At 63.6% G+C, this 23915-nt stretch carries 25 protein-coding genes; 10 read left to right on the top strand and 15 right to left on the bottom strand.

The features are described 5' to 3' along the window. Positions 1–220 precede the first annotated feature (220 nt). A complete protein-coding gene (locus M0534_RS07460) occupies positions 221–391 on the top strand; it encodes a hypothetical protein (RefSeq protein ID WP_248567798.1) in 171 nt (56 codons plus the stop codon). A gap of 62 nt (positions 392–453) precedes the next feature. Here the strand turns inward: M0534_RS07460 and msrA are convergent, their stop codons facing one another. The 3 genes from msrA to M0534_RS07445 form a co-directional block, all read right to left on the bottom strand. Then, a complete protein-coding gene (gene msrA / locus M0534_RS07455; RefSeq protein ID WP_248567797.1) occupies positions 454–1008 on the bottom strand; it encodes a peptide-methionine (S)-S-oxide reductase MsrA in 555 nt (184 codons plus the stop codon). Between the two features lie 59 nt (positions 1009–1067). After that, entirely contained in the window at positions 1068–2867 is a 1800-nt protein-coding gene (aspS, locus tag M0534_RS07450; protein WP_248567796.1) for an aspartate--tRNA ligase, read from the bottom strand. Between the two features lie 247 nt (positions 2868–3114). Beyond that, positions 3115–3426 carry an FmdB family zinc ribbon protein gene (locus M0534_RS07445; RefSeq protein WP_248567795.1) on the bottom strand — a complete coding sequence of 104 codons (312 nt, stop codon included), beginning with the start codon at positions 3424–3426 and terminating at the stop codon, positions 3115–3117. Between the two features lie 193 nt (positions 3427–3619). Here M0534_RS07445 and M0534_RS07440 point away from each other — a divergent pair, with 193 nt between their 5' ends. Both M0534_RS07440 and M0534_RS07435 read left to right on the top strand, forming a co-directional pair. Continuing rightward, positions 3620–4519, top strand: a complete 900-nt coding sequence (locus tag M0534_RS07440) for an SDR family NAD(P)-dependent oxidoreductase (RefSeq protein ID WP_248567794.1) — start codon at positions 3620–3622, stop codon at positions 4517–4519. Beyond that, complete coding sequence (locus tag M0534_RS07435; protein ID WP_248567793.1) at positions 4516–5502, top strand: lipid A deacylase LpxR family protein; 987 nt, start codon at positions 4516–4518, stop codon at positions 5500–5502. Before M0534_RS07440 ends, M0534_RS07435 begins: the two co-directional genes overlap by 4 nt. A 137-nt stretch (positions 5503–5639) precedes the next feature. On the opposite strand, the gene bfr is transcribed toward M0534_RS07435, so the two are convergent. The 4 genes from bfr to M0534_RS07415 form a co-directional block, all read right to left on the bottom strand. Then, positions 5640–6104: a bacterioferritin gene (gene bfr / locus M0534_RS07430; RefSeq protein WP_248567792.1), complete on the bottom strand. Its 465-nt coding sequence runs from the start codon at positions 6102–6104 to the stop codon at positions 5640–5642. A gap of 119 nt (positions 6105–6223) precedes the next feature. Continuing rightward, positions 6224–6463 (bottom strand): bacterioferritin-associated ferredoxin, encoded by a 240-nt coding sequence (locus M0534_RS07425; protein WP_248567791.1) that lies wholly within the window; start codon positions 6461–6463, stop codon positions 6224–6226. A 473-nt stretch (positions 6464–6936) separates the two neighbouring features. Next, positions 6937–9207 (bottom strand): phosphoenolpyruvate--protein phosphotransferase, encoded by a 2271-nt coding sequence (gene ptsP / locus M0534_RS07420; protein ID WP_248567790.1) that lies wholly within the window; start codon positions 9205–9207, stop codon positions 6937–6939. A 60-nt stretch (positions 9208–9267) separates the two neighbouring features. Then, positions 9268–9840 carry an RNA pyrophosphohydrolase gene (locus M0534_RS07415; RefSeq protein WP_248567789.1) on the bottom strand — a complete coding sequence of 191 codons (573 nt, stop codon included), beginning with the start codon at positions 9838–9840 and terminating at the stop codon, positions 9268–9270. 153 nt (positions 9841–9993) lie between these two features. On the opposite strand from M0534_RS07415, the gene M0534_RS07410 reads away from it, so the two are divergent. Beyond that, entirely contained in the window at positions 9994–10701 is a 708-nt protein-coding gene (locus tag M0534_RS07410; RefSeq protein ID WP_248567788.1) for a histidinol-phosphatase, read from the top strand. A 495-nt stretch (positions 10702–11196) separates the two neighbouring features. On the opposite strand, the gene M0534_RS07405 is transcribed toward M0534_RS07410, so the two are convergent. Further along, entirely contained in the window at positions 11197–12468 is a 1272-nt protein-coding gene (locus tag M0534_RS07405) for a porin (protein ID WP_248567787.1), read from the bottom strand. Between the two features lie 253 nt (positions 12469–12721). Between M0534_RS07405 and M0534_RS07400 the strand changes: the two genes are divergently transcribed. Together M0534_RS07400 and M0534_RS07395 are read left to right on the top strand one after the other, a co-directional pair. Continuing rightward, on the top strand, positions 12722–13096 hold the full coding sequence (locus tag M0534_RS07400) for a CidA/LrgA family protein (RefSeq protein ID WP_248567786.1): 375 nt from the start codon (positions 12722–12724) through the stop codon (positions 13094–13096). Further along, a complete protein-coding gene (locus M0534_RS07395) occupies positions 13086–13802 on the top strand; it encodes an LrgB family protein (protein WP_248567785.1) in 717 nt (238 codons plus the stop codon). Before M0534_RS07400 ends, M0534_RS07395 begins: the two co-directional genes overlap by 11 nt. A gap of 303 nt (positions 13803–14105) precedes the next feature. On the opposite strand, the gene purD is transcribed toward M0534_RS07395, so the two are convergent. From purD to ppa, 7 genes are all read right to left on the bottom strand, one after another. Further along, the gene (purD, locus tag M0534_RS07390; protein WP_248567784.1) at positions 14106–15392 is read right to left on the bottom strand and encodes a phosphoribosylamine--glycine ligase; all 1287 of its coding nucleotides are present in this window, start codon (positions 15390–15392) and stop codon (positions 14106–14108) included. A gap of 90 nt (positions 15393–15482) precedes the next feature. Continuing rightward, entirely contained in the window at positions 15483–17063 is a 1581-nt protein-coding gene (gene purH / locus M0534_RS07385; RefSeq protein ID WP_282571342.1) for a bifunctional phosphoribosylaminoimidazolecarboxamide formyltransferase/IMP cyclohydrolase, read from the bottom strand. A gap of 55 nt (positions 17064–17118) precedes the next feature. Beyond that, the gene (gene fis, locus M0534_RS07380) at positions 17119–17493 is read right to left on the bottom strand and encodes a DNA-binding transcriptional regulator Fis (RefSeq protein WP_428348521.1); all 375 of its coding nucleotides are present in this window, start codon (positions 17491–17493) and stop codon (positions 17119–17121) included. Positions 17494–17601: 108 nt separating this feature from the next. Further along, positions 17602–18408, bottom strand: coding sequence for a zinc-ribbon and DUF3426 domain-containing protein (locus tag M0534_RS07375; RefSeq protein ID WP_248567783.1), 807 nt, complete (start codon positions 18406–18408; stop codon positions 17602–17604). An 83-nt stretch (positions 18409–18491) separates the two neighbouring features. After that, the gene (prmA, locus tag M0534_RS07370; protein WP_248567782.1) at positions 18492–19370 is read right to left on the bottom strand and encodes a 50S ribosomal protein L11 methyltransferase; all 879 of its coding nucleotides are present in this window, start codon (positions 19368–19370) and stop codon (positions 18492–18494) included. A 25-nt stretch (positions 19371–19395) separates the two neighbouring features. Continuing rightward, positions 19396–19722, bottom strand: coding sequence for a hypothetical protein (locus M0534_RS07365; RefSeq protein ID WP_248567781.1), 327 nt, complete (start codon positions 19720–19722; stop codon positions 19396–19398). A gap of 385 nt (positions 19723–20107) precedes the next feature. Continuing rightward, positions 20108–20638 carry an inorganic diphosphatase gene (gene ppa / locus M0534_RS07360; protein WP_248567780.1) on the bottom strand — a complete coding sequence of 177 codons (531 nt, stop codon included), beginning with the start codon at positions 20636–20638 and terminating at the stop codon, positions 20108–20110. Between the two features lie 154 nt (positions 20639–20792). Between ppa and M0534_RS07355 the strand changes: the two genes are divergently transcribed. The 4 genes from M0534_RS07355 to M0534_RS07340 are packed head-to-tail and all read left to right on the top strand — an operon-like array spanning position 20793 to position 23909. Then, entirely contained in the window at positions 20793–21290 is a 498-nt protein-coding gene (locus M0534_RS07355) for a hypothetical protein (protein ID WP_248567779.1), read from the top strand. 44 nt (positions 21291–21334) lie between these two features. Then, a complete protein-coding gene (mpl, locus tag M0534_RS07350; protein ID WP_248567778.1) occupies positions 21335–22705 on the top strand; it encodes a UDP-N-acetylmuramate:L-alanyl-gamma-D-glutamyl-meso-diaminopimelate ligase in 1371 nt (456 codons plus the stop codon). Next, complete coding sequence (locus M0534_RS07345) at positions 22702–23322, top strand: flavin prenyltransferase UbiX (RefSeq protein ID WP_248567777.1); 621 nt, start codon at positions 22702–22704, stop codon at positions 23320–23322. Before mpl ends, M0534_RS07345 begins: the two co-directional genes overlap by 4 nt. A 5-nt stretch (positions 23323–23327) precedes the next feature. Continuing rightward, positions 23328–23909, top strand: coding sequence for an LON peptidase substrate-binding domain-containing protein (locus M0534_RS07340; RefSeq protein WP_248567776.1), 582 nt, complete (start codon positions 23328–23330; stop codon positions 23907–23909). Positions 23910–23915: the final 6 nt, after the last annotated feature.

Below are 23915 nucleotides of genomic sequence, written 5' to 3'. Positions count from 1 at the left end.
GGATGTATTCTCCTCCTTCTTCGTGGACTTCAACGAAGCTTTGACGGAACCCCTTGCGGGTTCCGTTTTTTTTGCACTGCACCACTATGCAGGGCGCATTAGAAAGGGTAGACTCTCAGTCAGGTGAAGGAAGCCCGCAAATATCGGGTTTCACGAAGAAAATGCGACATTGTCAGTGATGGCCGCGGTGGCCATCCAACCATCAGAAGGAGGTGTCGACATGCATGAAACGACCCGTAATACCGCCCCTGTCGTCACCGGCATCCGGCCGCTGCACGAAATCCGGCTCGAGGCTGATATGCTGCGTGGCGAACTGGCCGCGGCGGTGATTACCCGAGCGGTCCGCGCAGTGCGCCAGCTCTTCCCCCGCAGGAAGCTGGCTGCTGCCTGAGCGATCGGTCATTGCAATGCAATCAGCAAAAGCCCCGGCCAGTCGGCCGGGGCTTTTTTCGTTCAGGAGCGCCGCACGAGCTGCGGGAAGTTGCGCCGGGTGCCCATGACCTTGGGTTCGACCACCAGCTGACAGTAGGGCTGCATGGCATTGTTGCTGAAATAGTCGTGGTGGTAGCGCTCCGCGGGATAGAAGGTCGGCGCGGGGGACAATTCGGTGACCACCGGACCGCTCAGCCGACCCGAGGCCTCGAGCGCATCAATGACGTCTCGGGCAACGTCGCGCTGGGCTTCGTCGTGCCAGAAGATCACCGAGCGGTACTGGGTACCGACGTCGTTGCCCTGCCGATTGAGCTGGGTGGGGTCATGGGCAGCGAAGAAAACCGCGAGCAGATCCGCCAGTGGCAGGCGCTGCGGATCGAAACGGACCTGCACCACCTCGGCATGACCGGTGGCGCCGGTGCAAACCTGCTGGTAAGTGGGGTCAGCACGCCGGCCGCCCGCATAGCCGGGGATGGCGTCGTGCACGCCGTCCAGCTGCTGCATCACGGCTTCCAGGCACCAGAAACAGCCGCCACCCAGGGTGATGACTTCCAACTCATCCGCAAGCTGCGACATCCGAACCCCGTCTCTTCACTACAAGGTACCGGCTAAGACAACGGCACCGCGGTCAAGTTTTACTGGGTCGCGGGCTCCGTCTCGACAGTGGCGGTCCGACGCAGCCGGATGTGGAGTTCGCGCAACTGCTCCTCGGCCACGGTGGACGGCGCCTCGGTCAGCAGGCAGCTCGCCGTCTGGGTCTTGGGGAAGGCCATGACGTCGCGGATTGAACCGGCACCGGTCATCAGCATGACCAGGCGGTCCAGGCCGAAGGCGAGCCCCCCGTGCGGCGGCGCGCCGTACTCCAGCGCATCCAGCAGGAAGCCGAATTTCTCCCGCGCTTCCTGTTCGCCGATACCGAGCATCTTCAGCACCGCCATCTGCATGTCGGGCCGATGGATACGGATCGAGCCGCCGCCGACCTCGGTGCCATTGAGCACCATGTCGTAGGCGCGGGACAGGATCCGCTCCGGGTCGCCCTGCCGCAGTGCTTCGATGCTGTCGACACTGGGCGCGGTAAAGGGATGGTGCAGCGAATACAAGCGGCCGTCCTTGTCGTCGTACTCGAACATCGGGAAATCGACCACCCACAGCGGCCGCCAGCCCGCCTCCACCAGACCGCGGTCATGGCCCAGCCTGACCCGCAGCGCGCCCAGTGACTCGTTGACCACGGTCGTCTTGTCGGCGCCGAAGAAGATCAGGTCGCCGGCCTCGGCACCGGTACGCTCGAGTATGCCGCTGACCGTGGCGTCGGGCAGGAACTTGATGATCGGCGACTGCAGGCCCTCACGACCCTGGGCCGGTTCATTCACCTTGATGTAGGCCAGGCCCTTGGCCCCGTAACGGCCGACGAACTTCGTGTAGTCGTCGATTTCCTTTCGACTCAGATCGCCACCGGCCGGCAGGCGCAGGGCCGCGACGCGACCCTTGGGGTCGGCCGCGGGACCGGCGAAGACCTTGAAGTCCACATCGGCCATCAACTCGGAGACATCCACCAGTTCCAGCGGGATACGCAGATCGGGCCGGTCGATGCCGAACCGGTCCACGGCCTCCTGCCAGCTCATGCGCGGGAACGGGTTCGGAATTTCCTCGCCCAGCACCTCGCGGAACAGCTCGCGAATCATGCGCTCCATCAGCGACATGATCCCCTCTTCATCCATGAACGAGGTCTCGATATCGAGCTGGGTGAACTCCGGTTGACGATCGGCGCGCAGATCCTCGTCACGGAAACAACGCACCACCTGGTAGTAGCGGTCCATGCCGGACATCATCAGCAGCTGCTTGAACAGCTGGGGCGACTGCGGCAGGGCATAGAAGCTGCCCGGATGCACGCGGCTAGGCACCAGGTAATCCCGGGCCCCTTCCGGGGTTGCCCGGGTCAACATCGGGGTCTCGATATCGAGAAAGCCCTCGGCATCCAGGAACCCTCGCAGGGCCGTGGTCACCCGAGCGCGGGTGCGCATGCGTTCCTGCATCTCGGGTCGCCGCAGGTCCACATAGCGGTGCCGCAGGCGCACGTCCTCGCCAACATCCTCGTCGTCGAGCTGGAACGGCGGGGTCTTCGCGGTATTCAGGATTTCCAGCTGCTGACCGAAGACTTCGATCTGTCCGGTCTTCATGCCGGCGTTCTCGGTGCCCGCCGGCCGCCGCCGCACCCGTCCGCTGACATGCAGCACGAACTCGCTGCGCACGCTCTCGGCCAACGCAAACACGTCCGGGTTGTCCGGATCGAACACCACCTGGACCAGGCCATCACGGTCGCGCAGATCAATGAAGATCACACCGCCATGATCGCGCCGACGGTGCACCCAGCCGCAGAGTGAAACGGTGGAATCCAGATGCTGTTCCGTCACCTGTCCGCAGTAATGCGTGCGCATAGCCAGTCCCCGATACCTGAGTAGAATTCGCGAAAACGACGGCCACCCGCGACGGCGAATCGACCGAAAACGGCGATACCGCGCGTCCCCGGCGCTCCGTCTGCGAAGGGAAATCGCTATCGGACGCAGCTGGGAAGTACGTTCGGTACCGCCTCAGGCCCCGCCGGAACGGGGCTTTTCCAAGGCGTGGAATGGTACGGGGTGCCCCAAGGGGGCGCAAGGCGGGCGGCCGGGCTCAGGCCCCGGCTTAGACGGCCGCGGAGCTGCTCGCCGCCTTGCCGGCATCGCTCTTGCCGGAACTGGATCCGGCACCGGAGTCCGCCTGCTTCGACTTCGACTCACCGGCCTTTTGGTCGCCGGCCAGATTCCGCTTGTTGGCGGACTTGAAATCCGTTTCGTACCAACCGCCTCCCGCCAGCCGAAACCCGGCAGCAGAAATCTTGCGCCGCAACGAGGCACGGCTGCATTCGGGGCAATCCGTCAGCGGTGCATCGCTCATGCGCTGGATCGCCTCCAGCTCATGCTGACATGACTCGCATTGGTATTCGTAAATCGGCATCGCACGCATCCTCGAAGCCCGGCAAAACAACACAGATTCCGGGGTTGAATGGAAACGCCATTTATATACGGGCATGCGTCGGCAGAAACAAGTGAGACAGTGATTTATTTCTGTCCGCACCCGCCGGGTTCCGGTTCTTCGGCAGGTCCCGGGAAGGGTTCGGTCTGCCACCCGACCGGTGTAGCATGCCGGCATGACTGACCCGCATGACCACCGCCGACCCGCCCTGCTCATCTCCGGATGCTCCAGTGGTATCGGCCTGTGCTGCGCGCATGCCATGCAGAAACGCGGCTGGCGGGTCTTTGCCGGCGTCCGGCGTGATGCACAGATCACCGACCTGCACGAACGCGGCCTTGATGCGGTCCTGCTGGACGTGGACGACTCCGCCAGCATTCACGCGGCGGTGGAAACCGTGCTTGCCGCCACCGACGGGCGCCTCGACGCGCTGTTCAACAATGCGGGCTTCGGCCAGCCCGGGGCCCTGGAGGACGTGCCCCGCAAAGCGTTACGCGAGCAGTTCGAGACCAATGTGTTCGGTGCAATGGAGCTGACGGCGAGCGTGCTGCCGGCAATGCGCAGGCATGGCCATGGCCGCATCGTGTTCAACAGCTCAGTTCTGGGTTTCGCGGCACTGCCCTACCGCGGTGCCTACACGGCATCGAAGTTTGCGCTGGAAGGCATGGCCGACACCCTGCGCATGGAACTGCGCAGTAGCAGCATCCAGGTCAGCCTGATCGAACCCGGCCCCATCAGCAGCCGTTTCCGGGCCAACGCCTACGCACGCTTCCGCCAGCACATCCAAACCGAGGACAGCCCGCACCGGGACGCCTACCGCGCGGTTGAGTACCGCCTGGCAAAAGACGACGAACCCGCCTCCGGACCCTTCACGCTGCCACCCGAGGCGGTACTCAAACGGCTCGTGCATGCGCTGGAAAGCCGCCGGCCCCGGGCACGCTATTACGTCACCGTGCCGACCTACCTGTTCGGTTATCTGCGCCGTCTGCTGCCGAGCCGGGCGATGGATGCCGTGTTGATGCGGGCAACCGCCGACGAGCGGCGACTACCAAGGCAACGCCGGGAGCAACGGCCATGAGATGCCTCCTGCTCCTGACCGGCCTTGCCATGGCCGCGGTTACGCAGGCGGATGACGGACGCATGGAATGGGGCACCCTGGTGCTGGAGTACGAAAATGACCTGTTCGGTGGCGAAGACCGCTACTACACCAACGGCATCCGCGCCACCTGGCTGTCGCCCGACGATCACGTCCCCGACCTGGTTCGGCGCGGGGCGGATCAACTGCCGTTTTTCTCCCAGCGTGGCGAACTGAAGGTCAGCTACTCGCTGGGCCAGAACATGTACACGCCCGATGACATTACGCTGGTCGACCCGCCGAAGGATGATCGGCCCTATGCCGGCTGGCTGTACGCCACTGTCGGTCTCGGCTCGGAAACGGAGAATCGGCTGGACCGGCTGCAGCTCAGCGTCGGCGTGGTCGGGCCGGCCTCGGGCGCCGACAAGATTCAGAAGGAGGTCCACCGCTTCACCGGCTCACCGCAGCCGAGGGGTTGGCGCAAGCAGCTGCGCAACGAACCCGCCCTGTTACTGGCCTACCAGCGCCAGAACCGCGCCTGGATTGGTCAGGGCGAGGATGGCTGGGCCTGGGATGGCACGCCGTTCTGGGGTGGCTCGGTGGGCAACGTCTTCACCCAGCTCAATGGCGGCTTCACGGTCCGGGTGGGCAAGAACCTGCCCAACGACTGGGGGCCGCCGAGAATCAGCCCCACCCTGCCCGGCTCCGGCGTATTCCGTCCCACCAGCCAGTTCGGCTGGTACCTGTTCGGCAGCCTCGACAGCCGAATCGTGTTGCACAACATCTTCCTTGACGGCAACACCTATCAGAACAGCCGCAGCGTAAACGACAAACGCTATCTCGTGGGCGAGCTGCAGGTTGGCGGCGCGATGAACATCGGCCTCCGCACCCGCATCACCTACACCCACGTGTTCTCCACCCGTGAATTCAGCGCGCAGAAGGGCAAGACCAATTTCGGCAGTGTGTCGTTGTCTTACCGCTTTTGAAAAAAGCGGAGATTTCAGGTTTCAGTGTTCAGTTTTCAGACAAATTCCGCGGCGGCGCGACTAAGGTTGGGATTGCCCGTCTGAAAACTGAATCACTGAACACTGAAAACTTCGTCCGGCAAGCGCCGGACGATAAATTAAACCTGCGACTGCTGATAGTTCTCCAGCCCCAGACGCTCGATCAGTCCGAGTTGGGTTTCCAGGTGATCCACGTGTTCCTCCTCATCGGCGAGGATGGTCTGGAACAGGTCGCGGCTAACGTAATCCCGGATGGATTCGGCGTAGGCGATAGCCTCACGCAGGTCCGGGATGCCTTTTTCCTCAAGCCGCAGATCGCATTCCAGAATCTCCCGAACGTCTTCACCGATCAGTAGCTTGCCGAGATCCTGCAGGTTGGGCAGCCCGCCCAGGAACAGGATGCGATCAATCAGCTTGTCGGCGTGCTGCATCTCCTCGATGGATTCCTGGTATTCGTGGTCGGCCAGCTTGGTCAGCCCCCAGTCCTTCAGCATGCGGGAATGCAGGAAGTACTGATTGATCGCCGTGAGTTCGTTGAAGAGGATCGTGTTCAGGTGCTCGATGACCTTCGGGTCGCCCTTCATGGCAAGCCTCCATTGAAACGGTTTCAAGGTATATAACCCGAGTGTAGCGCGAGCGCGCCGGGGAAGGGCAAGGACAACCGCGGCCGAAAACGCGGGCGTACGAATAAATCCGTGTTTCCCTAGCCGGCAGCCCAGGCGGGCTGGGTCAGGGCGGGCACCGGCGGCAGATCGATGGTCACCTTTTCGGCGGCGACCCGGCATTGCGTCTGGCAGAGAATTTCCCGCGCCTCCGGGCCGCAACGGCCGCAGTTCCCGCAAACGCCGAGTTGCCGGCGCAGCTCGCGCATGGACGACGCGCCATCTTCCACCGCCTGGCGGATCTGGCGATCGGTAATGCCGTTACAGAGACAGACGTACATGGCAAGACCTCGGCTGCGTTAGCCAAAGCATGAATGCAAATGAGAGTGATTGTCAATTACAAATGAGGGTGCTCGGACAAGGAGGTTTTCGTATTTTGTCGTAGTGTGCATTAAGCGACGCGAATGCACGCGGTGTCAGGCGCACCGATCACGGCAAAAAATCCCTCAGGTGACCGCAACAGCCAACTCGCGCCCCGGCTTCGCCTGGTCCGAACACCTTCCATGTCTGAAAACGTTCCTTGTCCCTTCGACGGATCACACCGCGCGGATCCACTTCGCTTGATCCGCCCTACGCCGCCTGGAGGTCGTATAGGGTGAATTGAACGCAGCGAATGTGCGCAGTGTGCTCCACCATGATCGCGGCACAAGTCGTTCGGTGACCACCCCGGCCAATCCGCGCCCCGGCCTTGGTCCAGTCCGAAAACCGAACACCTTCCTTCTCCGAAAACCCACCCGGCGGTCGCCGGGTGCCTCTACTTCCCGGCGCGAATCAGGCCGCCGAGGCCCGCTTGGTCCAGGGCCTGGTTCAACATCTTGCGGATCTCGGCCGGATCGTCCATCAGCAAGGCGCGCTCCAGCAATTCGCTGGCATCGTCGCAACTGAAGCTGCGGATCACCCATTTCACCTTCAGCAGGCTGGAGACACTCATACTCAGTCCGGTGACGCCCATGCCCAGCAGCAGGATCGCCGCGGCCGGATCGCCGGCCATGGCACCGCAGACGGTCACCGACTTGTCATGGCGGCAGGCGGCATCGACGGTTTGACGCAGGGCCTCCAGCACCGCCGGGTGCAACTCGTCATACAAATCGGCGACACGGGCGTTGTTGCGGTCCACCGCCAGCAGATACTGGGTCAGGTCATTCGAGCCAATGGAAATGAAATCGGCCGACTCCGCCAGGCGCTCGGCCTGATAAACGGCCGACGGGACCTCGACCATGACGCCGACCTCGGGCATGTCGACGGCAACACCCTCCTCCTCCAGCTCCTCGCGGGCCCGCTCGAGCAGGGCGCGGGTCTCGTCCAGCTCCGACATGCGGCTGACCATGGGCAACAGCAGGCGCAGATTGCCGCAGCCACTGTTAGCCCGCAGCATGGCGCGCAACTGGGTCAGGAAGATTTCGGGGTGGTCCAGTGTCAGGCGGATGCCGCGCCAGCCGAGAAACGGGTTCTCCTCCCGCACCGGAAAATACGGCAACGGCTTGTCTCCGCCCACGTCCAGCGTGCGCAACACCACCGGTCGGGGTGCGAACGGTTCCAGGACCTGGCGGTAAACCAGGGTCTGCTCGTCCTCACCGGGGAACCGTTCCCGCACCATGAACGGAAACTCGGTGCGGTGCAGGCCGATACCGTCGCAGCCGCTGCCAATCGAGGCGTTGATGTCGGACATCAGGCCGGTATTGGCGTACAGGCCCATACGGAATCCGCACGGGGTCTGCGCCACTTCGTCACGCAGCGGCTCCAGTCCGGCGGCCAGTTCGGAATCCTCGCGCAGCAGGCGTCGGTATTCCTTGCGGACGTCCTGTCCCGGCTCGACATGGATGCGCCCGGCGTAGCCATCGACGATCATTTCCTTGCCTTCCAGCCGGCCCACGGGCAACTCGCTCACCCCCATGACCGCCGGAATATTCAGCGCCCGCGCCAGGATGGCCACATGCGAATTGCCCGACCCGCGAGCGGTCACGACACCGGCCAGCCGGTCCGTCGGAATCTCGGCAAGCTGCGAGGCACTGATCTCCTCACCCACCAGCACCGTACCCTCGGGAATGGCGCGGCTGTCGCCGGTGTCGAGCTGCAGCCGCATCAGAATACGCCGGCCAATATCGCGGATATCGCTGGCCCGCTCGCGCAGGTACGGGTCTTCCATTTCGTCGAACACGCTGACGTACTGGGAAATACTCTCGCGCAGGGCGCCGCTGGCCCAGTTGCCGCCACGAATCCGCTCGATGGTGCCCTCGGTCAGGCTTTCACTTTCCAGCATGCGCAGATACACCTCGAACAGACGGTGCTCATCCGACGGCACGGCATCGGCCAGTCGATCTGCCAGTTCCCTGACTTCTTCCTTTACCCCCTCCAGCGCCGAGGTAAACAGCTCGATCTCGCGCCCGACATCTTTGACCGGGCGGTCCGGTACCGCGTAAAGATCCGCCGGAGAATAGGCCACCATGGCAGTTCCCATCGCGACACCGGGGCTGCCCGGCACGCCAGTCAGGGCACGGCGGCGCAGGGAATGGCTGGAGGGCAGGGCACCGCCCTGGGCGTCACCGCTGGCCTCGCTGTGGGCGATGGCACCGGAGAGCTGGGATGCCATGGTGACGATGAAGGCGACCTCTTCCTCATCGAAGCGGCGACGCTCGGTCTGCTGCACCACCAGCACGCCGAGCAGACGGCGGAAATGGATAATCGGCGCACCGAGGAAGGAGTGGAAACGTTCCTCGCCGGTTTCAGGGAAATAGCGGAACCGGGGATGGGCCTCGGCATCCTCCAGGTTCAGCACTTCCTTGCGCTCGCCCACCAGGCCGACCAGACCCTCGTCGAAGCGCAGCCGCACCCGGCCAACCGACTCCGGATTCAGGCCCCGCGTCGCCATCAGCACGTACTCCTGACTATCCGGGTCGACCAGGTAGACGGAGCAGACATCCACATGCGTGGAATCCGCCACGCGCTTGGCAATGATCTTCAGCGCATGATCCAGCCCGCGAGCGGCGTTCACCTCCTGGATGATGCTGTGCAATGTCTGAAGCATGAACTCGCCTTGCCCGCCTGCGGGCCAAAATCATCGGGAAACCGATACGGAGAAAGCCGCTCAGGCCGGTCGGTTGGCCTTGTCGCGCCGCCGGCGGGAGCCGTTGACTCCAGCCCGCCGGCCACGCCGCTCTCGCGCCGGGGGCTCGGGCACCTCGCCTTCCGGGAACGCCAAGGGTGCCAGCTCGCCAAGCGCACGCCGGTAGACATGGCGCTTGAAGAACACCACCTCGCGCACCGGACGCCAGTAATCCACCCACTGCCAGTGGTCGAACTCCGGCTTGTCGGCGGCGTCGAGCCGCACATCCGATTCATCACCAACCAGGCGCAGCATGAACCAGCGCTGTTTCTGGCCGATACACAACGGCCGCCGGTGGCGGCGGATCAGGTGGCGGGGAAGATGGTAGCGGAGCCAGCGGGTCGTGGAGCCGACCAACTCGACCTGCGAGGGGCCGAGACCCACCTCCTCCATGAGTTCCCGGTAGAGGGCCTGTTCCGGCGTTTCGTCGGCATCAATGCCGCCCTGCGGAAACTGCCAGGCATCCTGCCCGATGCGCCGCGCCCAGAAAACACGCCCCGCGCCATCCGTCAGGATGATCCCCACATTTGGCCGAAAGCCGTCGGAATCAATCACTTGGCGCTTCACCCTAGCCTTGAAAGATGCCTTGATTCTTCCACATTTCCGGCACTTGCGGCAAATTGAATCGATGATGTCTAGCCGCAGAAAAGCACTCAAACCCGCACCAGGACTTGAACCCCGGTCCACTAGCCCCGACTCTTCCCAACCATGAAACTTGCGATCTTTGACCTTGATAACACGCTTCTTGCCGGCGACAGCGACTACCTGTGGGGCCGGTTCCTCGTCGAGCGCGGCCTGGTGGACGCCGAGGCCTACGATCGGGCAAACCGCGACTTCTATGCCCAGTACAAGGCCGGCACGCTGGACATACACGAGTTTCTGCGTTTCTCGCTGAGGCCCCTGACCGAACACCCTGCGGAAGCATTGCACCGATTGCGCACGGAATTCGTCGACCAGGCGATCCGTCCGATCATCACGGAGGCCGCGCAGGCGCTGGTTTCGAATCACCGGGACAGCGGTCACCGGACCCTGATCCTGACCGCCACCAATCGCTTTATCACCGCGCCCATTGCCGAGCTGTTCGGGGTTGATGCCCTGCTGGCAACGACGCCTGAAATAAGGGATGGCTGGTATACCGGCCGGGTCATCGACACGCCGACCTTTCGCGAGGGCAAGATCACGGCGCTGGACGGCTGGCTGGTGGAGCAGAACAAACCGGTTACCGAAACCTGGTTCTACAGCGATTCCCTGAACGATCTGCCGCTGCTGGAACGGGTCGATCGCCCCTTTGCCGTGGATCCGGACGACACCCTCCAGGCCGAAGCCGAAGCCCGCAACTGGCCGATCCTGAGCCTGCGCGGGCCGGCGGTGACAGATTTGCGGACCGGAGAGCCGGTCCTGGGACCGCCCGCCTGACGGCGGGCTTCCGGACAAGGAAGGTTTTCGGTTTTCGGACGAGACATGGCCCGCTGCCGCGGGCCTAAACCTCATTGGCATCGCCCGCGCCTCGTAGGGTGGATTAAGCGCAGCGAATCCACGCGGTGTCAGGCCCATCGACCACGGTACCGATTTGGCGGCGACCGCTCCGGCCAACGTCTACCCCAGGCGTGTCTGGTCCGAACACCTTCCTTGTCCGAAAACCTTTGTTGTCCCGCCAACGAATCACACCGCGTGGATTCGCTGCGCTTAATCCACCCTACAAAAAACTCGGAAACCGCTAGGACCTAAAGCGGCCCTCCGTCCGAAAACCGAAAACCTTCCTTGTCCGTAAACCCACGCGCAAAGCGCGTGCTCATAAAAAAAGGGCCGCGTCAGCGGCCCTTGAGGTCATACATGGGTCACACAGCCTTGTGTGATTATCGGAGCCGTCCCGGCCCCCTTTCTTTTAAGCGTTACTACCCGATTCGAACCTTAGAAGAACAGGATGCCGCCGACGGCGACGTTGTGCTCACGGTTCTTTTCGCTGTCATGGTTTTCGGCAACGGTACGGGTGTACTCGGCCACCAAGGTCAGGTTCGGGGTCAGCGGATGATAGATACCACCGATCCAGGAACTGTTGTTGTCCAACAGAGTTCCTTCGTCGCCGCTGTTATCGTCCAGACGGGACTCACCGTAGCTCACGCCCAGCTTGGAGCCGATGACCGGGACTTCATACATGCCCTGGAGGTAGAAACCATCGGATTTGCGAGCCGACTCGCTGTTGATGGAATAGCCATCCAGCAGCTGCGCAGTCGTGCCGATACCCTTACCCCGATAGTAGTAGGCCACGCCCGAGATCGGACCGACACCGGCAGAAATACCGACTTCACCCGCATAGGCGTTGTGGCTTGCGCTGTTTTCATTGGCCAGTTCACCACGGACACGCTGCTGGATACCACCAACCCAGAAACGGCCTTCCAGACCGTCCGGCAGGGCAAAGTCGTAAGTGATCTTGCCTTCGAAAGCCGGCCGATCATTGTTCTGGTTGCCGTTCACACCATCCGCGAAGCTGTAGGTGCGATCCGGGTCGCCGGGAACATTCGCAAGCGAACCGGCCGCCAGCGGCTCGGAAATGGCAACAGTTGCCTGAAGACCATTGTAGTCAGGCGTCTGATACTGGAACTGCGCCTTGAAGTCGGCATAGACATAGCCGGTACCGATGCGGCCCAGGGTCGTGTTGCCGCCATTCAGGGTCGGACCAACGGTCCCGACGCCCATGATGGTCATATCATTCAGGATGGCGTCAGAGCCGAAAACGCCCAGGTCACGACCCATCTTGATCGTACCCATGGTTTCGTTACCGAACGCCAGGTAGACCTGACGGAAGTTGGCACCGCCGAAGCCGAGGGCCGCGGAGCGATCGGCGCCGGTTACCGGGCTGCCATCAACACCAGGCCAATAGGAAACATACGCCTCGACGTCAAAACCGTTCTGACGGGTGGAGGCGCTGAAGCCCAGCTTGGACGGCAGCAGACCAGTACGGATGTTGTGGGTCTTGGAACCGCGATCATCGACAGAGGCCAGACCGCCGTCAACGTCATTCGGATCAGACTCGGAATCGGTGACCGTGTAGAAGGCGTTGACGTTACCGTCAAAGCCAACGGTCCAGTCGCCGGCCTGGAAGCTGAGGTCGGCCTGGGCCGGAGCGGCCAGGGCCAGGGCGGTGACAGCGGCACCCGCCAATGCAGTGTTCTTGATGCGCATGGAATTTTCCTCCCCATGTACGATTGTTCATGCCCGTTCGTCACTGAACGGTGCACTGACCTAAGCAGAAGCCGTGCCAAACGCTGTTTTTGTTGTTTAACAGCCTGTTAGCCGGTTTTCTGCATAAAGCACCTGATCAAAGATCAGGACAGTGAACTGTGTCACTCGCAACGAACTGTGACACCTGTGCAACACTAATGCAAGCAAAAAACAACAACGCTGTTGTTCATAAGCCACACACGGAGTCTACACCATGCATGCGCTGCCGGGCATCAGCCTGATCCTGCTCTGCCAGCTGGCCGGAGAGACCTTCGTGCAACTGCTGGAACTGCCGATACCCGGCCCGGTGGTAGGCATGCTGATCATGCTGGCCGGCCTTGTCTGGCATGGTGCGGTGCCGCATTCGCTGCGTCTGGTCGCGGACACCCTGCTGCGCTACCTGGCCCTGCTGTTCGTGCCGGCCGGCGTGGGGCTGATGGTGCATTTCGATCTGATCGGCAGGGACTGGCTGGCCATCGGCCTGGCGTTGCTTATCAGCACCGGGCTGGCCATCGCGGTCACGCTGTTGCTGTTCAATCTGTTGCTGAAGAGCAACAACTCGGCGGAAGGAGAACGGCGTGGCGGATGAGATCGTCGACATCTGGGTCTACCTGTCTGCCACACCGCTGCTCTGGCTGGCGGCAACCTTCATCGTCTTCCAGGGAGCGATCTGGCTGAACGCCCGCCTGGGCTCCAACCCCGTGTTGCATCCGGTGCTGCTGGCCATGGCCGGACTGATGCTGATTCTTCTGCTCACGGGCACCGACTACGACACCTACTTCGAGGGTGCACAGTTCATCCACTTCATGCTCGGCCCAGCCACCGTGGCACTGGCAATACCGCTTTACGATCATCGCCACGCGATTCGCCGGCTGATCCTGCCGCTGATCCTGTCCGGCGTGGTCGGTGCCGGCACCGCGGCATTGAGCGCGGTCGGCGTTGCCTGGCTGCTTGGTGCCGATCGCCTGACGCTGCTGTCGCTGGCCCCGAAATCCGTCACATCACCCATCGCCATGGGCGTTACCGAGAAGCTCGGCGGCCTGCCATCGCTGACGGCCGCACTGGTTCTGATCACCGGCAGCCTTGGCTGCATGCTGGCGCCCCCGTTGATCCGCCTGCTGGGCATCCGGGACGACAAGGTGAAGGGCTTCGCGATGGGGCTCGCCGCTCACGGTTTCGGTACGGCCCAGGCCTTCGGCATCAGCGCCACGGCCGGCGCCTTTGCCGGCCTGGGCCTGAGCATGGCGGGGGTGATCACGGCGTTGATGCTTGCGCTGGCCGGGGCATGGATATAGGGAAAGGGTTTTCGGACAAAGAAGGTTTTCGGTGTTCGGACACGTCGGTGGCTCTGCAGCGTGCGTGCTGTGTCAGTTTTCGTAGGGTGGATTAAGCGGCAGCGAATCCACGCGGTGTCAGACCACAGACCGCGGCACCGATCTTGCGGTGACCACCCCGGCCATGGCCCGCCCCGGCCTTGTCTGGTCCGAACACCTTCCTTGTCCGAAAACCTTTTTTGTCCCGCCAACGAATCACACCGCGCGGATCCGCTGCGCTTGATCCGCCCTACGCCGGGCGGGAGCCTCGGTGCCCGCCCACCTTCATTCCCGGGCAATTGCGCGGTGGCCGATGTCGCGGCGGTGGAAGGCGTCGTTCCAGTGGATGGCATCGACCCACTGGTAGGCCCGGTCACGGGCGATGCTGACGCTTTCACCCAGCGCGCAGACGCACAGCACCCGGCCACCGGCGGTCACGGTGCGGCCCTGTTCGTCCTGTGCGGTACCGGCATGGAACACCTTGCGGTCCGACTCGGCATCCGGCGCGGGCAGGCCCTCGATTGCATCGCCCTTGCGGTAGCTGCCAGGATAGCCGCCGGCTGCCATGACCACGCCGAGGCTTGCACGGGGCTCCCAGTCACAGTCCACCTGGTCCAGCCGGCCATCCAGCGCCGCCTCGCACAACGCCGTGAGATCGGAACGCAGGCGCAGCAGGATCGGCTGGGTCTCCGGGTCGCCCATGCGGCAGTTGAACTCCAGCACCTTGGGGGTGCCGTCGCCGGAGATCATCAGACCGGCATAGAGAAAACCCGTGTAGGGGTGACCCTCGGCTGCCATGCCGCGGACCGTTGGTTCGATCACTTCGCGCAGCGCGCGGGTGTGGATGGCCGGGCTGATGACCGGTGCCGGGGAATAGGCGCCCATGCCCCCGGTGTTGGGGCCGGTGTCGCCCTCGTCACGGGCCTTGTGGTCCTGGGAGCTGGCCAGGGGCAGGATATGTTCGCCGTCCACCATGACGATGAAGCTCGCCTCCTCGCCGTCCAGGAACTCCTCGACCACGACCCGGGCACCGGCATCGCCGAAGGCGTTGTCCTCCAACATGCTGTCGACCGCAGCCAATGCATCGTCGACGGTGCGTGCCACGACCACGCCCTTGCCCGCCGCAAGCCCGTCCGCCTTGACCACGATCGGCGCGCCGCGCTCCATCACGTAGGCGCGCGCCTCGGCCGGGTCGGTAAAGCTTGCATACTCGGCGGTCGGAATGCCGTGCCGGGCCAGAAAGTCCTTGCTAAACGACTTCGACCCCTCCAGTTGCGCCGCGCCGGCATCCGGACCGAAACAACGCAGGCCGGCCTCGCGAAAGGCGTCCACGACGCCCATCACCAGCGGCGTCTCCGGCCCGACGATGGTCAGATCCACGGCATTGTCCCGGGCGAAAGAGACCAGCGCCGGAATATCGGTCACGCCGACATTGACGTTGCGGCACTTGGGCTCCTGCGCGGTACCGGCATTGCCCGGCGCCACGAACACCTGTTCAACGCGATCCGCACGCGCACAGGACCAGGCCAGCGCATGCTCCCGGCCACCGTTGCCGATTATCAGAACGTTCATACAGTCGATTCCGGAATCGTTGTTTTAAAGTTTTAAGGTTTAACGTTTTAGGTCCTAAAACCTAAAACCTTAAACGTAAAACGCAGCCTGCTAATGGCGAAAATGCCTCATCCCGGTAAACACCATCGCCATGTCGTGTTCGTCGGCGGCGGCGATCACTTCCTGGTCGCGGATTGAACCGCCGGGCTGGATCACTGCGGCGATGCCGGCCTCGGCGGCCTGGTCGATACCGTCGCGGAACGGGAAGAATGCATCGGAGGCCATCACCGCGCCCTCCACTTTCAGTCCGGCATCGATGGCCTTCTCGCGGGCGATGCGTGCACTCCAGACACGGGACATCTGGCCGGCGCCGATGCCGACGGTCTGGCCGTGGTGACCGTAGACGATGGCATTGGACTTGACGAAGCGCGCCACGTCCCAGACAAAGCGCAGATCACGCAACTCCTGCGAGGTCGGCTGCCGCTTGCTGACAACGCGCAGCTCGCCGTCGGACACCAGGGCGATATCCGCATCCTGCACCAGCAGACCACCGGTGACGCGTTTGAAATCCAGCCGCCCCGCGCGACTGGCGGTCCACCCATCGCACACCAGCAGACGCACGTTCTTCTTGGTGGCAACCAGTTCCTGCGCCGCTTCCTCGGCGCCCGGCGCAATGATCACCTCGACAAACTGCCGCTCGACAATCGCCCGCGCCGTCACCGCATCCAGCGGCTCGTTGAATGCGATGATGCCGCCAAATGCCGATGTGGGATCACAGGCGAAGGCCCGCTCGTAGGCCTCGATCTGGCTGTCCGCGACGGCCACGCCACAGGGGTTGGCATGCTTGACGATGACGCAGGCGGGGGCGCTGAACGCCTTGACGCACTCCAGGGCCGCATCGGTGTCGGCCACGTTGTTGTAGGACAAGGCCTTGCCCTGGACCTGGCGCGCTCTGGCCACCGACGGTTCGGCGCTATCGGCCTCGCGATAGAAGGCTGCGGACTGGTGAGGATTCTCGCCGTAGCGCATGTCCTGCACCTTGTGAAACTGAAGGTTCAGCGTTCGCGCATAACCTTCCGGCCGGCGCCTGGCATTGAGACGGCCGAAATGGTTGGCAATCGCGCCATCATAGGCCGCTGTATGTTCGAATGCCTTTACCGCAAGCGCCAGGCGACGCTCGAATCCGAGCCCCTGATGCGCCTCCATCTCGGCGATCACCGCAGCGTAATCCTTGGGGTCGGTCACGACGGCGACACCCTCATGATTCTTGGCCGCCGCGCGAACCATGGCTGGTCCGCCAATATCGATGTTCTCCACCGCATCCTCGAAGGTGCAACCCGGTTTCGCCACGGTTTCGCGGAAGGGGTACAGATTGACCGCCAGCAGGTCGATGGGCGCAATGCCGTGTTCCTGCATCACCGCGTCATCAATGCCGCGCCGCCCCAGCAAGCCGCCGTGGACCATTGGATGCAGCGTCTTGACGCGGCCATCCATCATCTCGGGAAAGCCGGTGTGTTCGGACACATCCTTGACCTCGAGTCCCGCCTCGCGCAGGGCCTTTGCCGTGCCGCCGGTGGACAGCAGCTCGACCCCGGCGGCAGCCAGCGCCCGGGCGAAATCGGTGACGCCCGTCTTGTCGGACACACTGAGGAGGGCGCGCCGCACTGGGCGAAGACCGGGAATGGCAGTCATGGCGAATCCTTTAGTTCAAGCAGTCGGCCGCGAACCCAACCGATCCGGTGTTTCCCTAATGATCGATGCCGTACTGAACCAGCTTCTTGCGAAGGGTCCCCCGGTTCAGGCCGAGTAGTTGGGCCGCCTTGGTCTGGTTACCGTTGCAATGCGCCAGCACCGTGGCCAACAAAGGCGGTTCCACCTCCGCCAGCACCAGGCTGTGGAGATTGGCGCAGTCGTGGCCGTTGAGTTGATGCAGATAGGTTTCCAGGGAGTCGGCGACGCAGGCCCGGATCGCTCCAACATTGGTGTCGGAGTCGGCATCCTTGCCGCAGACAGTCTCTTTCTTTTGCGCGCTGCTTTGCTCAGTCATGGCTTTCTTGTCTGCTGTGCCCTTTGCTCCACGCAAGCCCGCGCTCGACCGATGAACGGACATGATCAGTGCCATGCCGGCCTGCCGGTGACGAAAGCGTTTGCGTCTCCTCGGAGCTGAGAAACGAACAGTTAGCGATCATACCTCAAGGTGGCGTCGATGTGTGCCCCCTTACCGTTCGCCTCAGCGCTTCCTTAAGCGGAACCGGAACTGATCCGGCGCCATGCCCGCGCCCTCCAGCCGAAATTCGATGGCGAGGGACTCACCGGGGGCCAGCCCCCTTGTCCAGTCCTGCGCCGCCATCTCGGCGTCCAGATAGGTATCGGCAGAGAACACGCCCTGATGCGCAACTCTGCCGCCGGCGTCGAGCAGCTCGATCTGCAAAAGCGGCAATTCCAGCCGCTGGTCCGCGTCGTGCCGCAACCGCCCCGTCGCCAGTAGCGTGCCGGGCTGCCCTGAATCCGGCATCAACTCCGCGTCGCTCAACTGCCATGCGTCAAGCTCTCGCAGCGGCCGCAGCGTGCAGCCCGCAATATCGCACAGCGCAGCCAGCAACGGGCGCAGCGGCCGGTGGTCGGCCAGGTTATCCCGCTGCAGCAAAAGCCCCTGCGCCAGTAACCCGATCGACAACAGCAGGCTGGCCACCAGCCAGGACGCGCCGGCGACCCGACCCGTCGGCCGGCGGCGGCGAACAGGCGCCGCGGCCCCGTCGGCGGCCGGATGCCCTGCGGCCCGGCCGGGCGACGGCGTAACCGTGGTCGGCGCTTCCGGCGCGGGCATCACGGCAGGCAGGGCCGTCAGGCGAAAGGCTTCCGGGACGAACGGCTTGAATACCAGGGGCAGATGCTGGGCGTGGCGGCGCGCCGGATTGAAACAATTCCCGCACGCACCGCAGCGCGCCTGCTTCGGCAGCACGTCGACACGAAACAGCGTGGCGCATTCCGGACACTGGGTGTAATACGGCTGAGACGCAGTGGTCATGCCGGGCATTTTTCGGCCACGGTCGTCCGGAGTAAAGGAAACAGTCGATGGAACGCGAAGCCACACGTAGAGATTGGAACCCAGCCCCAGCTTCAGCGCTTCCGCCCGCTGAGGAGCATCCAGTCGCCGTCCTGCTGGGGTGGGTCGAGGGCGAAGCTGCCGGCATAGGCCTCGGTGACGGCATCCACCTGGGTGTCGAGGATGCCGGACAGCGCCAGCCGGCCACCCGGCCGCAGCAGCCGTGCCGCCTGCGGCTGCAGGCGAATCAGGATACTGGACAGGATGTTGGCCACCAGCACATCGGCCGGCTCCGGGTCCGGGTCCCCCGCATCGAGCAAGCGCAATCGCGCGGAGACGTCGTTGCGTATCGCGTTATCCCGGCTTGCGATCAACGCCTGTGGGTCGTTGTCGATGCCAACGCAGCGACCCGCGCCGAGCAGAAGTGCCGCAACTCCCAGCACGCCTGAGCCGCAGCCCAGGTCGATGACCGATTGCCCGCGCAGGTCCTGAGCATCCAGCCAGCGCAGGCAAAGCGCCGTTGTCGGATGGGTGCCGGTGCCGAATGCCAGGCCCGGATCAAGTTTCACGACCACCGCATCGGTGGCGTCCACCTGGTGCGTGCTGGGGCAGATCCACAGGCGGCGGCCGAAGCGCATGGGCGTGAAATCGTCCATCCAGACGCGCTCCCACACCCGGTCCTGCAGCGTTTCCTGCCGCCAGCTCGCTATCGTGGTTTCGCCAAGCGCGAGCGCTGCCTGTCGGCGCAGGGCCACCAGGTCCATACCGTCGGGGAACAGGGCACAGAGGGTCAGGCTGGGCCAGAGCGGAACATCGCCCGGAGCGGGTTCCAGCACTGGTTCGCCGCCCGGGTCACGCAGGGTCACGGCAAGAGCACCGGATTCCATCAGCAGGTCTTCCGCCGCCTGGGTATCTTCAGCGTCGAGTTCGAGAAAAACCTGGGTGTAAGCCATTCAGGCAGGGTAGACGGATTGCTGCTCAGCCGTCACTGGCAGCCATTGATGCAGCCGCTTCGTCGCGGGTGTAGAAAACGCCGTCGCGAACAAACCCCGCCTCCAGGGAAGGTTTCAGGATGGGCACGCCAGCCGCGTCCCGACCGACTATCAAGTTCGAGGGAAGGCCCTCGAGGCAATGGAATGGGGCGGGGCTGCCGCAGGCCCGCAGTGACAGATACACCGAACGATCATCGGTGTCACGGAAGGCGGGACGGAAGCCGAAGCCGCGGTTTTCCTGACTGACACCGCCGGTGAAGCGATAGGCCAGGTTCTCCCGTTCCAGGCGCTGCTTGGTGAGGACCCGCGTCATGGGCACCATCTCCGATTTCGGCTGCTGCATCCGTACGAGATATCCCGAATCAGCCCCTCCCGGGCCGATCCTCCCGATGCTCTGCCGCGTGGCCAGGGGCCGGACGCCGCGACGTCAGTGAACGTTGCATGGCAACCAACGTTCCAGGCCACTGATGCAATTCCGCCTGGGCAGGTTCACGGCACCGAAGCCCGACACCTGCCGAATGCGCGGATTATAGGGCCCATATTCTGCGTGTCCACAGTATTTGTCCCCAAAATCCTGCGCCTCAACAATTGACTTGCAACTTGCAAAAAACGTTCCCTCGCCGCGAATCCTGAAACGACAATGGCGCCAGGCCACGCAAACTGCGGCCTGGCGCCATCCAGGAGGCCGTTCCGATGGTTTATCCCTTGTTGTGGCGCTCCACCGCTTCGACAATCTCCTGACGCGCAGCGTCACTTCCTTCCCAGCCATCGACGCGAACCCACTTGCCCTTCTCGAGATCCTTGTAGTGCTCGAAGAAGTGGCTGACCTGATCCAGCAGGAGCTGGGGCAGGTCCTGCGGCTCCTTGACGTTGGCATACAGCGGGCTGAGCTTTGCCACCGGTACCGCCAGCAGCTTGGCATCCTCGCCGGACTCGTCGGTCATCTTCAGCACACCAACAGGCCGGCAGCTGATCACCGAGCCGGGGATCAGCGGAAACGGCGCGACCACCAGCACATCGGCCGGGTCACCGTCGCCACACAGGGTGTGCGGGATGTAGCCGTAGTTACAGGGGTAGTGCATGGCAGTGGCCATGAACCGATCCACCATCAGCGCGCCACTGTCCTTGTCCACTTCGTACTTCACCGGATCGGCAAACTGCGGGATCTCGATGATGACGTTCACGTCCTCCGGAACATTCTTGCCGACGTCAATCTGGTCGATGTTCATGCGGCCTCCACGACACTGCTCATTGAAAAAGGGGTCGCGATTATACCGATAACAACGGCTTATGTCGCACTGCGGAATTTCTGGCGGTGGCAGTCACTTGCCAGACAGGTATCCTTGCCATGGCGTGCGTGACGGATCGGGAGGACGGCTGCAGGTGGACATGCGATTGCTGATGGGGCTGCTGGGTATCCTGCGCTTGCAGAACGGTCCTCAGGATCTGCCGGGCACGAGTAGTGCGTTGGCGGCAACCATTGCCGTAAGTTGCGCCCTGTCACTGATTGCGCTCGGCATCATGGGCAACGACAACCCGGCCCTGCAGATCGCCGCCGCCGCCGGCTTCACATTGTTGTTCGTTGCCGTCGCGTTGCAGTTGCGCGGGCTCGGCAACCGGTTCATCCAGACCGCGACCGCCTTCTTCGGTACCGACGCCCTGCTGACCCTGATCGCGCTGCCCGCCACCGCTGGCCTGGACCGGGCGGCGGAGGAGATCTCGCCCGTGGCTGCCGTCTGGCTCCTGGGCGTACTGCTCTGGACGCTGGTCGTGGTCGGTCACATCCTGCGCAATGCGCTGGATCTGCCGCTGGTCGGCGGCGTGCTGGCTGCGATGCTGTACCTGTTCCTTTCGGTCAACGTTACGGCGATGATCGCCTGAAGCGGATTTTGCGTCGCAGGTCGAATGCAGGAGAACCACCCCCGATGCACATCCACATCCTCGGCATCTGCGGCACCTTCATGGGCAGCCTTGCGCTGCTAGCCCGCGAGGCCGGGCATACGGTCAGCGGCTGCGATGCCAACGTGTACCCGCCGATGAGCGATTTGCTGCGCGCCGGCGGCATCCGCATCACCGAGGGCTTCGACCCCGCCCAACTTGATCCGGCCCCGGACATGGTTGTGGTCGGCAACGCCATGAGCCGTGGCAACCCGCTGGTGGAGACGGTACTGAACCGCGGTCTGCCCTACACCTCGGGGCCGCAATGGCTGGCCGAGAACGTGCTGCATGATCGCTGGGTGCTGGCGGTCAGCGGCACCCATGGCAAGACCACCACCGCGGGAATGCTTGCCTGGCTGATGGAGTCGGCCGGACTGCAACCGGGATTCCTGATTGGCGGCGCACCCGGCAACTTTCCGGTATCGGCAAGACTTGGTGGTACCCGCTTTTTCGTGATCGAGGCCGATGAGTACGACACCGCCTTCTTCGACAAGCGCTCCAAGTTCGTGCACTTCCGGCCGCGGACGCTGATCATCAACAACCTCGAGCATGATCATGCCGACATCTTCCCGGACCTTGCCGCAATCCAGCGCCAGTTCCACCATCTGGTCCGTACCGTACCGGGCGACGGCCTGATCATCGCCAACGGCGACCAGGCGAGTATTGCCGAAACCCTGGCCATGGGCTGCTGGACGCCGGTGCAGCATGTCGGCCAGCACGCCGACAACGCGCTGCGCCTGGGTTCGACGGGAACCGCGCATCATTTGAGCGGCTTCGGCCTGCACCAGGCGGTACTCGACTCGGGCATGCCGGGCGCGCACAACGCGGCAAACGCCGCGGCCGCCCTGCTCGCCGCCCGCCATGTCGGCGTGCCCCTGAAGGACGGCCTGCGCTCGCTGCGCGAGTTTCGTGGCATGCGGCGCCGGCAGGAACTGCGTGGCGAAACCGCTGGCGTGCGGGTCTATGACGATTTCGCTCACCACCCGACCGCCATCGCTGCCACCCTGGAGGCAATGCGGCAGACGGATGATGCCGGCCGCCTGATCGCGGTGCTGGAACCGCGCTCCAATACCATGCGCCTGGGCACGCACCGGCAGCAGCTGCCGGCCAGTCTCGACCAAGCGGATCGCGTCTGGCTGTATCAGGGCCCCGAAGTGGACTGGCCGGTGGACGATCTGGCAATGGCAATCTCCGACGGTCGTGGCCAGTGCCGGGACGACCTGGACCGGCTGGTGAGCGACCTGGCTCGTGAAAGCCGCTGGGGGGACCGCATCGTGATCATGAGTAACGGCGGGTTCGGCGGCATTCACCAGAAGCTGCTGCAAGCGCTGGAAAGCCGTCAGGAAACCGAGGCATGAACTGGCGCAACGACGGCATCACGCTTGCGTTTACCGGCGCCTCCGGAATGCAGTACGGCCTGCGTCTACTGCAATGCCTGCTGCAGCTCGACCGGCAGGTGGCCCTGCTGATCTCCGATCCGGCACGGGTGGTCATTGGCACCGAGACCGACCTGCGCCTGCCCGCCCGCAACCGCGAGGCGGCACGCCACCTGTGCCAGCAGTTCGATGCCCGCGATGAGCAGCTGCGTTTGTTCGGTCCCAGCGAATGGACCGCAGCCGTGGCCTCCGGCTCGGGCGCACCCTCGCGCATGGTGATCTGTCCCTGCACCACGGGCACCCTGGGCAGTATTGCTGCCGGCACCAGCAACAACCTGATCGAGCGCGCCGCAGACGTGATCCTGAAGGAACGGGGACGGCTGATCCTTGTGCCCCGAGAGACACCGCTGTCGACCCTGCACCTGGAGAACATGCTGCGACTGAGCCGTTGTGGCGCGGTGATCCTGCCACCGAACCCCGGCTTCTATCATCGTCCCCAGTCGGTCGAGGCATTGGTGGATTTCGTGGTGGCACGCATACTCGATCATTTGGATATCGAACACAGTATGCTGCCCCGTTGGGGCGCACAGCCGGAGTGATTGCGGTGGTCGAGCGAATCAGGCTTTTCCCGCTGCGAACAGTGCTGTTTCCCGGCGGCCCGCTGCAACTCAGAATCTTCGAGACACGTTACCTGGAGTTGGTCAGCTATTGTCTGCGGGAGAATGCCTGTTTCGGGGTCTGCCTGATTCGCGATGGGCAGGAGGCCGGCAAGCCGGCCATTCCGTTCCAGATCGGCACAATGGCGCGGATCATCGACTGGGAGAAACGCCAGGACGGGCTGCTGGGGATTACCGTGGTCGGCGAACAGCGTTTCCGCCTGCTGGACACCTCGGTCAGCGATTCCGGCCTGCTGACCGGGCACATTGAGCGCCTGGATGACCCCCTGGACCTGCCCGCCCCCCGCCAGCCCGAGGCCATCGACAAACTTCTCGACCGCGTCATGCAGATCCGCGACCTGGGTTATCACCTGATCGAGGACCAGCGCGACCGCGCCCACTGGCTGGGCTGCCGGCTGGCCGAGGTCATGCCGCTGGAACTACCCGAACGACAGCAGTTACTCGAGACCCACGACCCGATGGAACGCCTGCGACTGCTGAAACGGTTATTACCTGATTTGGAAGTTTAACGTTTT

Origin of the sequence: Methylonatrum kenyense (assembly GCF_023195885.1) — a bacterium.
GTDB lineage: Bacteria > Pseudomonadota > Gammaproteobacteria > Nitrococcales > Aquisalimonadaceae > Methylonatrum > Methylonatrum kenyense.
The sequence above is the reverse complement of the archived record's forward strand: the minus strand, read 5'-3'. Positions and strand labels throughout refer to the sequence as shown.

Bases quoted from the DNA above. Each gene is read 5' to 3' on its own strand.
- M0534_RS07460 (WP_248567798.1), top strand. From the start codon at position 221: ATGCATGAAACGACCCGTAATACCGCCCCTGTCGTCACCGGCATCCGG.
- msrA (WP_248567797.1), bottom strand. From the start codon at position 1,008: ATGTCGCAGCTTGCGGATGAGTTGGAAGTCATCACCCTGGGTGGCGGC.
- aspS (WP_248567796.1), bottom strand. From the start codon at position 2,867: ATGCGCACGCATTACTGCGGACAGGTGACGGAACAGCATCTGGATTCC.
- M0534_RS07445 (WP_248567795.1), bottom strand. From the start codon at position 3,426: ATGCCGATTTACGAATACCAATGCGAGTCATGTCAGCATGAGCTGGAG.
- M0534_RS07440 (WP_248567794.1), top strand. From the start codon at position 3,620: ATGACTGACCCGCATGACCACCGCCGACCCGCCCTGCTCATCTCCGGA.
- M0534_RS07435 (WP_248567793.1), top strand. From the start codon at position 4,516: ATGAGATGCCTCCTGCTCCTGACCGGCCTTGCCATGGCCGCGGTTACG.
- bfr (WP_248567792.1), bottom strand. From the start codon at position 6,104: ATGAAGGGCGACCCGAAGGTCATCGAGCACCTGAACACGATCCTCTTC.
- M0534_RS07425 (WP_248567791.1), bottom strand. From the start codon at position 6,463: ATGTACGTCTGTCTCTGTAACGGCATTACCGATCGCCAGATCCGCCAG.
- ptsP (WP_248567790.1), bottom strand. From the start codon at position 9,207: ATGCTTCAGACATTGCACAGCATCATCCAGGAGGTGAACGCCGCTCGC.
- M0534_RS07410 (WP_248567788.1), top strand. From the start codon at position 9,994: ATGAAACTTGCGATCTTTGACCTTGATAACACGCTTCTTGCCGGCGAC.
- M0534_RS07405 (WP_248567787.1), bottom strand. From the start codon at position 12,468: ATGCGCATCAAGAACACTGCATTGGCGGGTGCCGCTGTCACCGCCCTG.
- M0534_RS07400 (WP_248567786.1), top strand. From the start codon at position 12,722: ATGCATGCGCTGCCGGGCATCAGCCTGATCCTGCTCTGCCAGCTGGCC.
- purD (WP_248567784.1), bottom strand. From the start codon at position 15,392: ATGAACGTTCTGATAATCGGCAACGGTGGCCGGGAGCATGCGCTGGCC.
- purH (WP_282571342.1), bottom strand. From the start codon at position 17,063: ATGACTGCCATTCCCGGTCTTCGCCCAGTGCGGCGCGCCCTCCTCAGT.
- fis (WP_428348521.1), bottom strand. From the start codon at position 17,493: ATGGCACTGATCATGTCCGTTCATCGGTCGAGCGCGGGCTTGCGTGGA.
- M0534_RS07375 (WP_248567783.1), bottom strand. From the start codon at position 18,408: ATGCCCGGCATGACCACTGCGTCTCAGCCGTATTACACCCAGTGTCCG.
- prmA (WP_248567782.1), bottom strand. From the start codon at position 19,370: ATGGCTTACACCCAGGTTTTTCTCGAACTCGACGCTGAAGATACCCAG.
- M0534_RS07365 (WP_248567781.1), bottom strand. From the start codon at position 19,722: ATGACGCGGGTCCTCACCAAGCAGCGCCTGGAACGGGAGAACCTGGCC.
- ppa (WP_248567780.1), bottom strand. From the start codon at position 20,638: ATGAACATCGACCAGATTGACGTCGGCAAGAATGTTCCGGAGGACGTG.
- mpl (WP_248567778.1), top strand. From the start codon at position 21,335: ATGCACATCCACATCCTCGGCATCTGCGGCACCTTCATGGGCAGCCTT.
- M0534_RS07345 (WP_248567777.1), top strand. From the start codon at position 22,702: ATGAACTGGCGCAACGACGGCATCACGCTTGCGTTTACCGGCGCCTCC.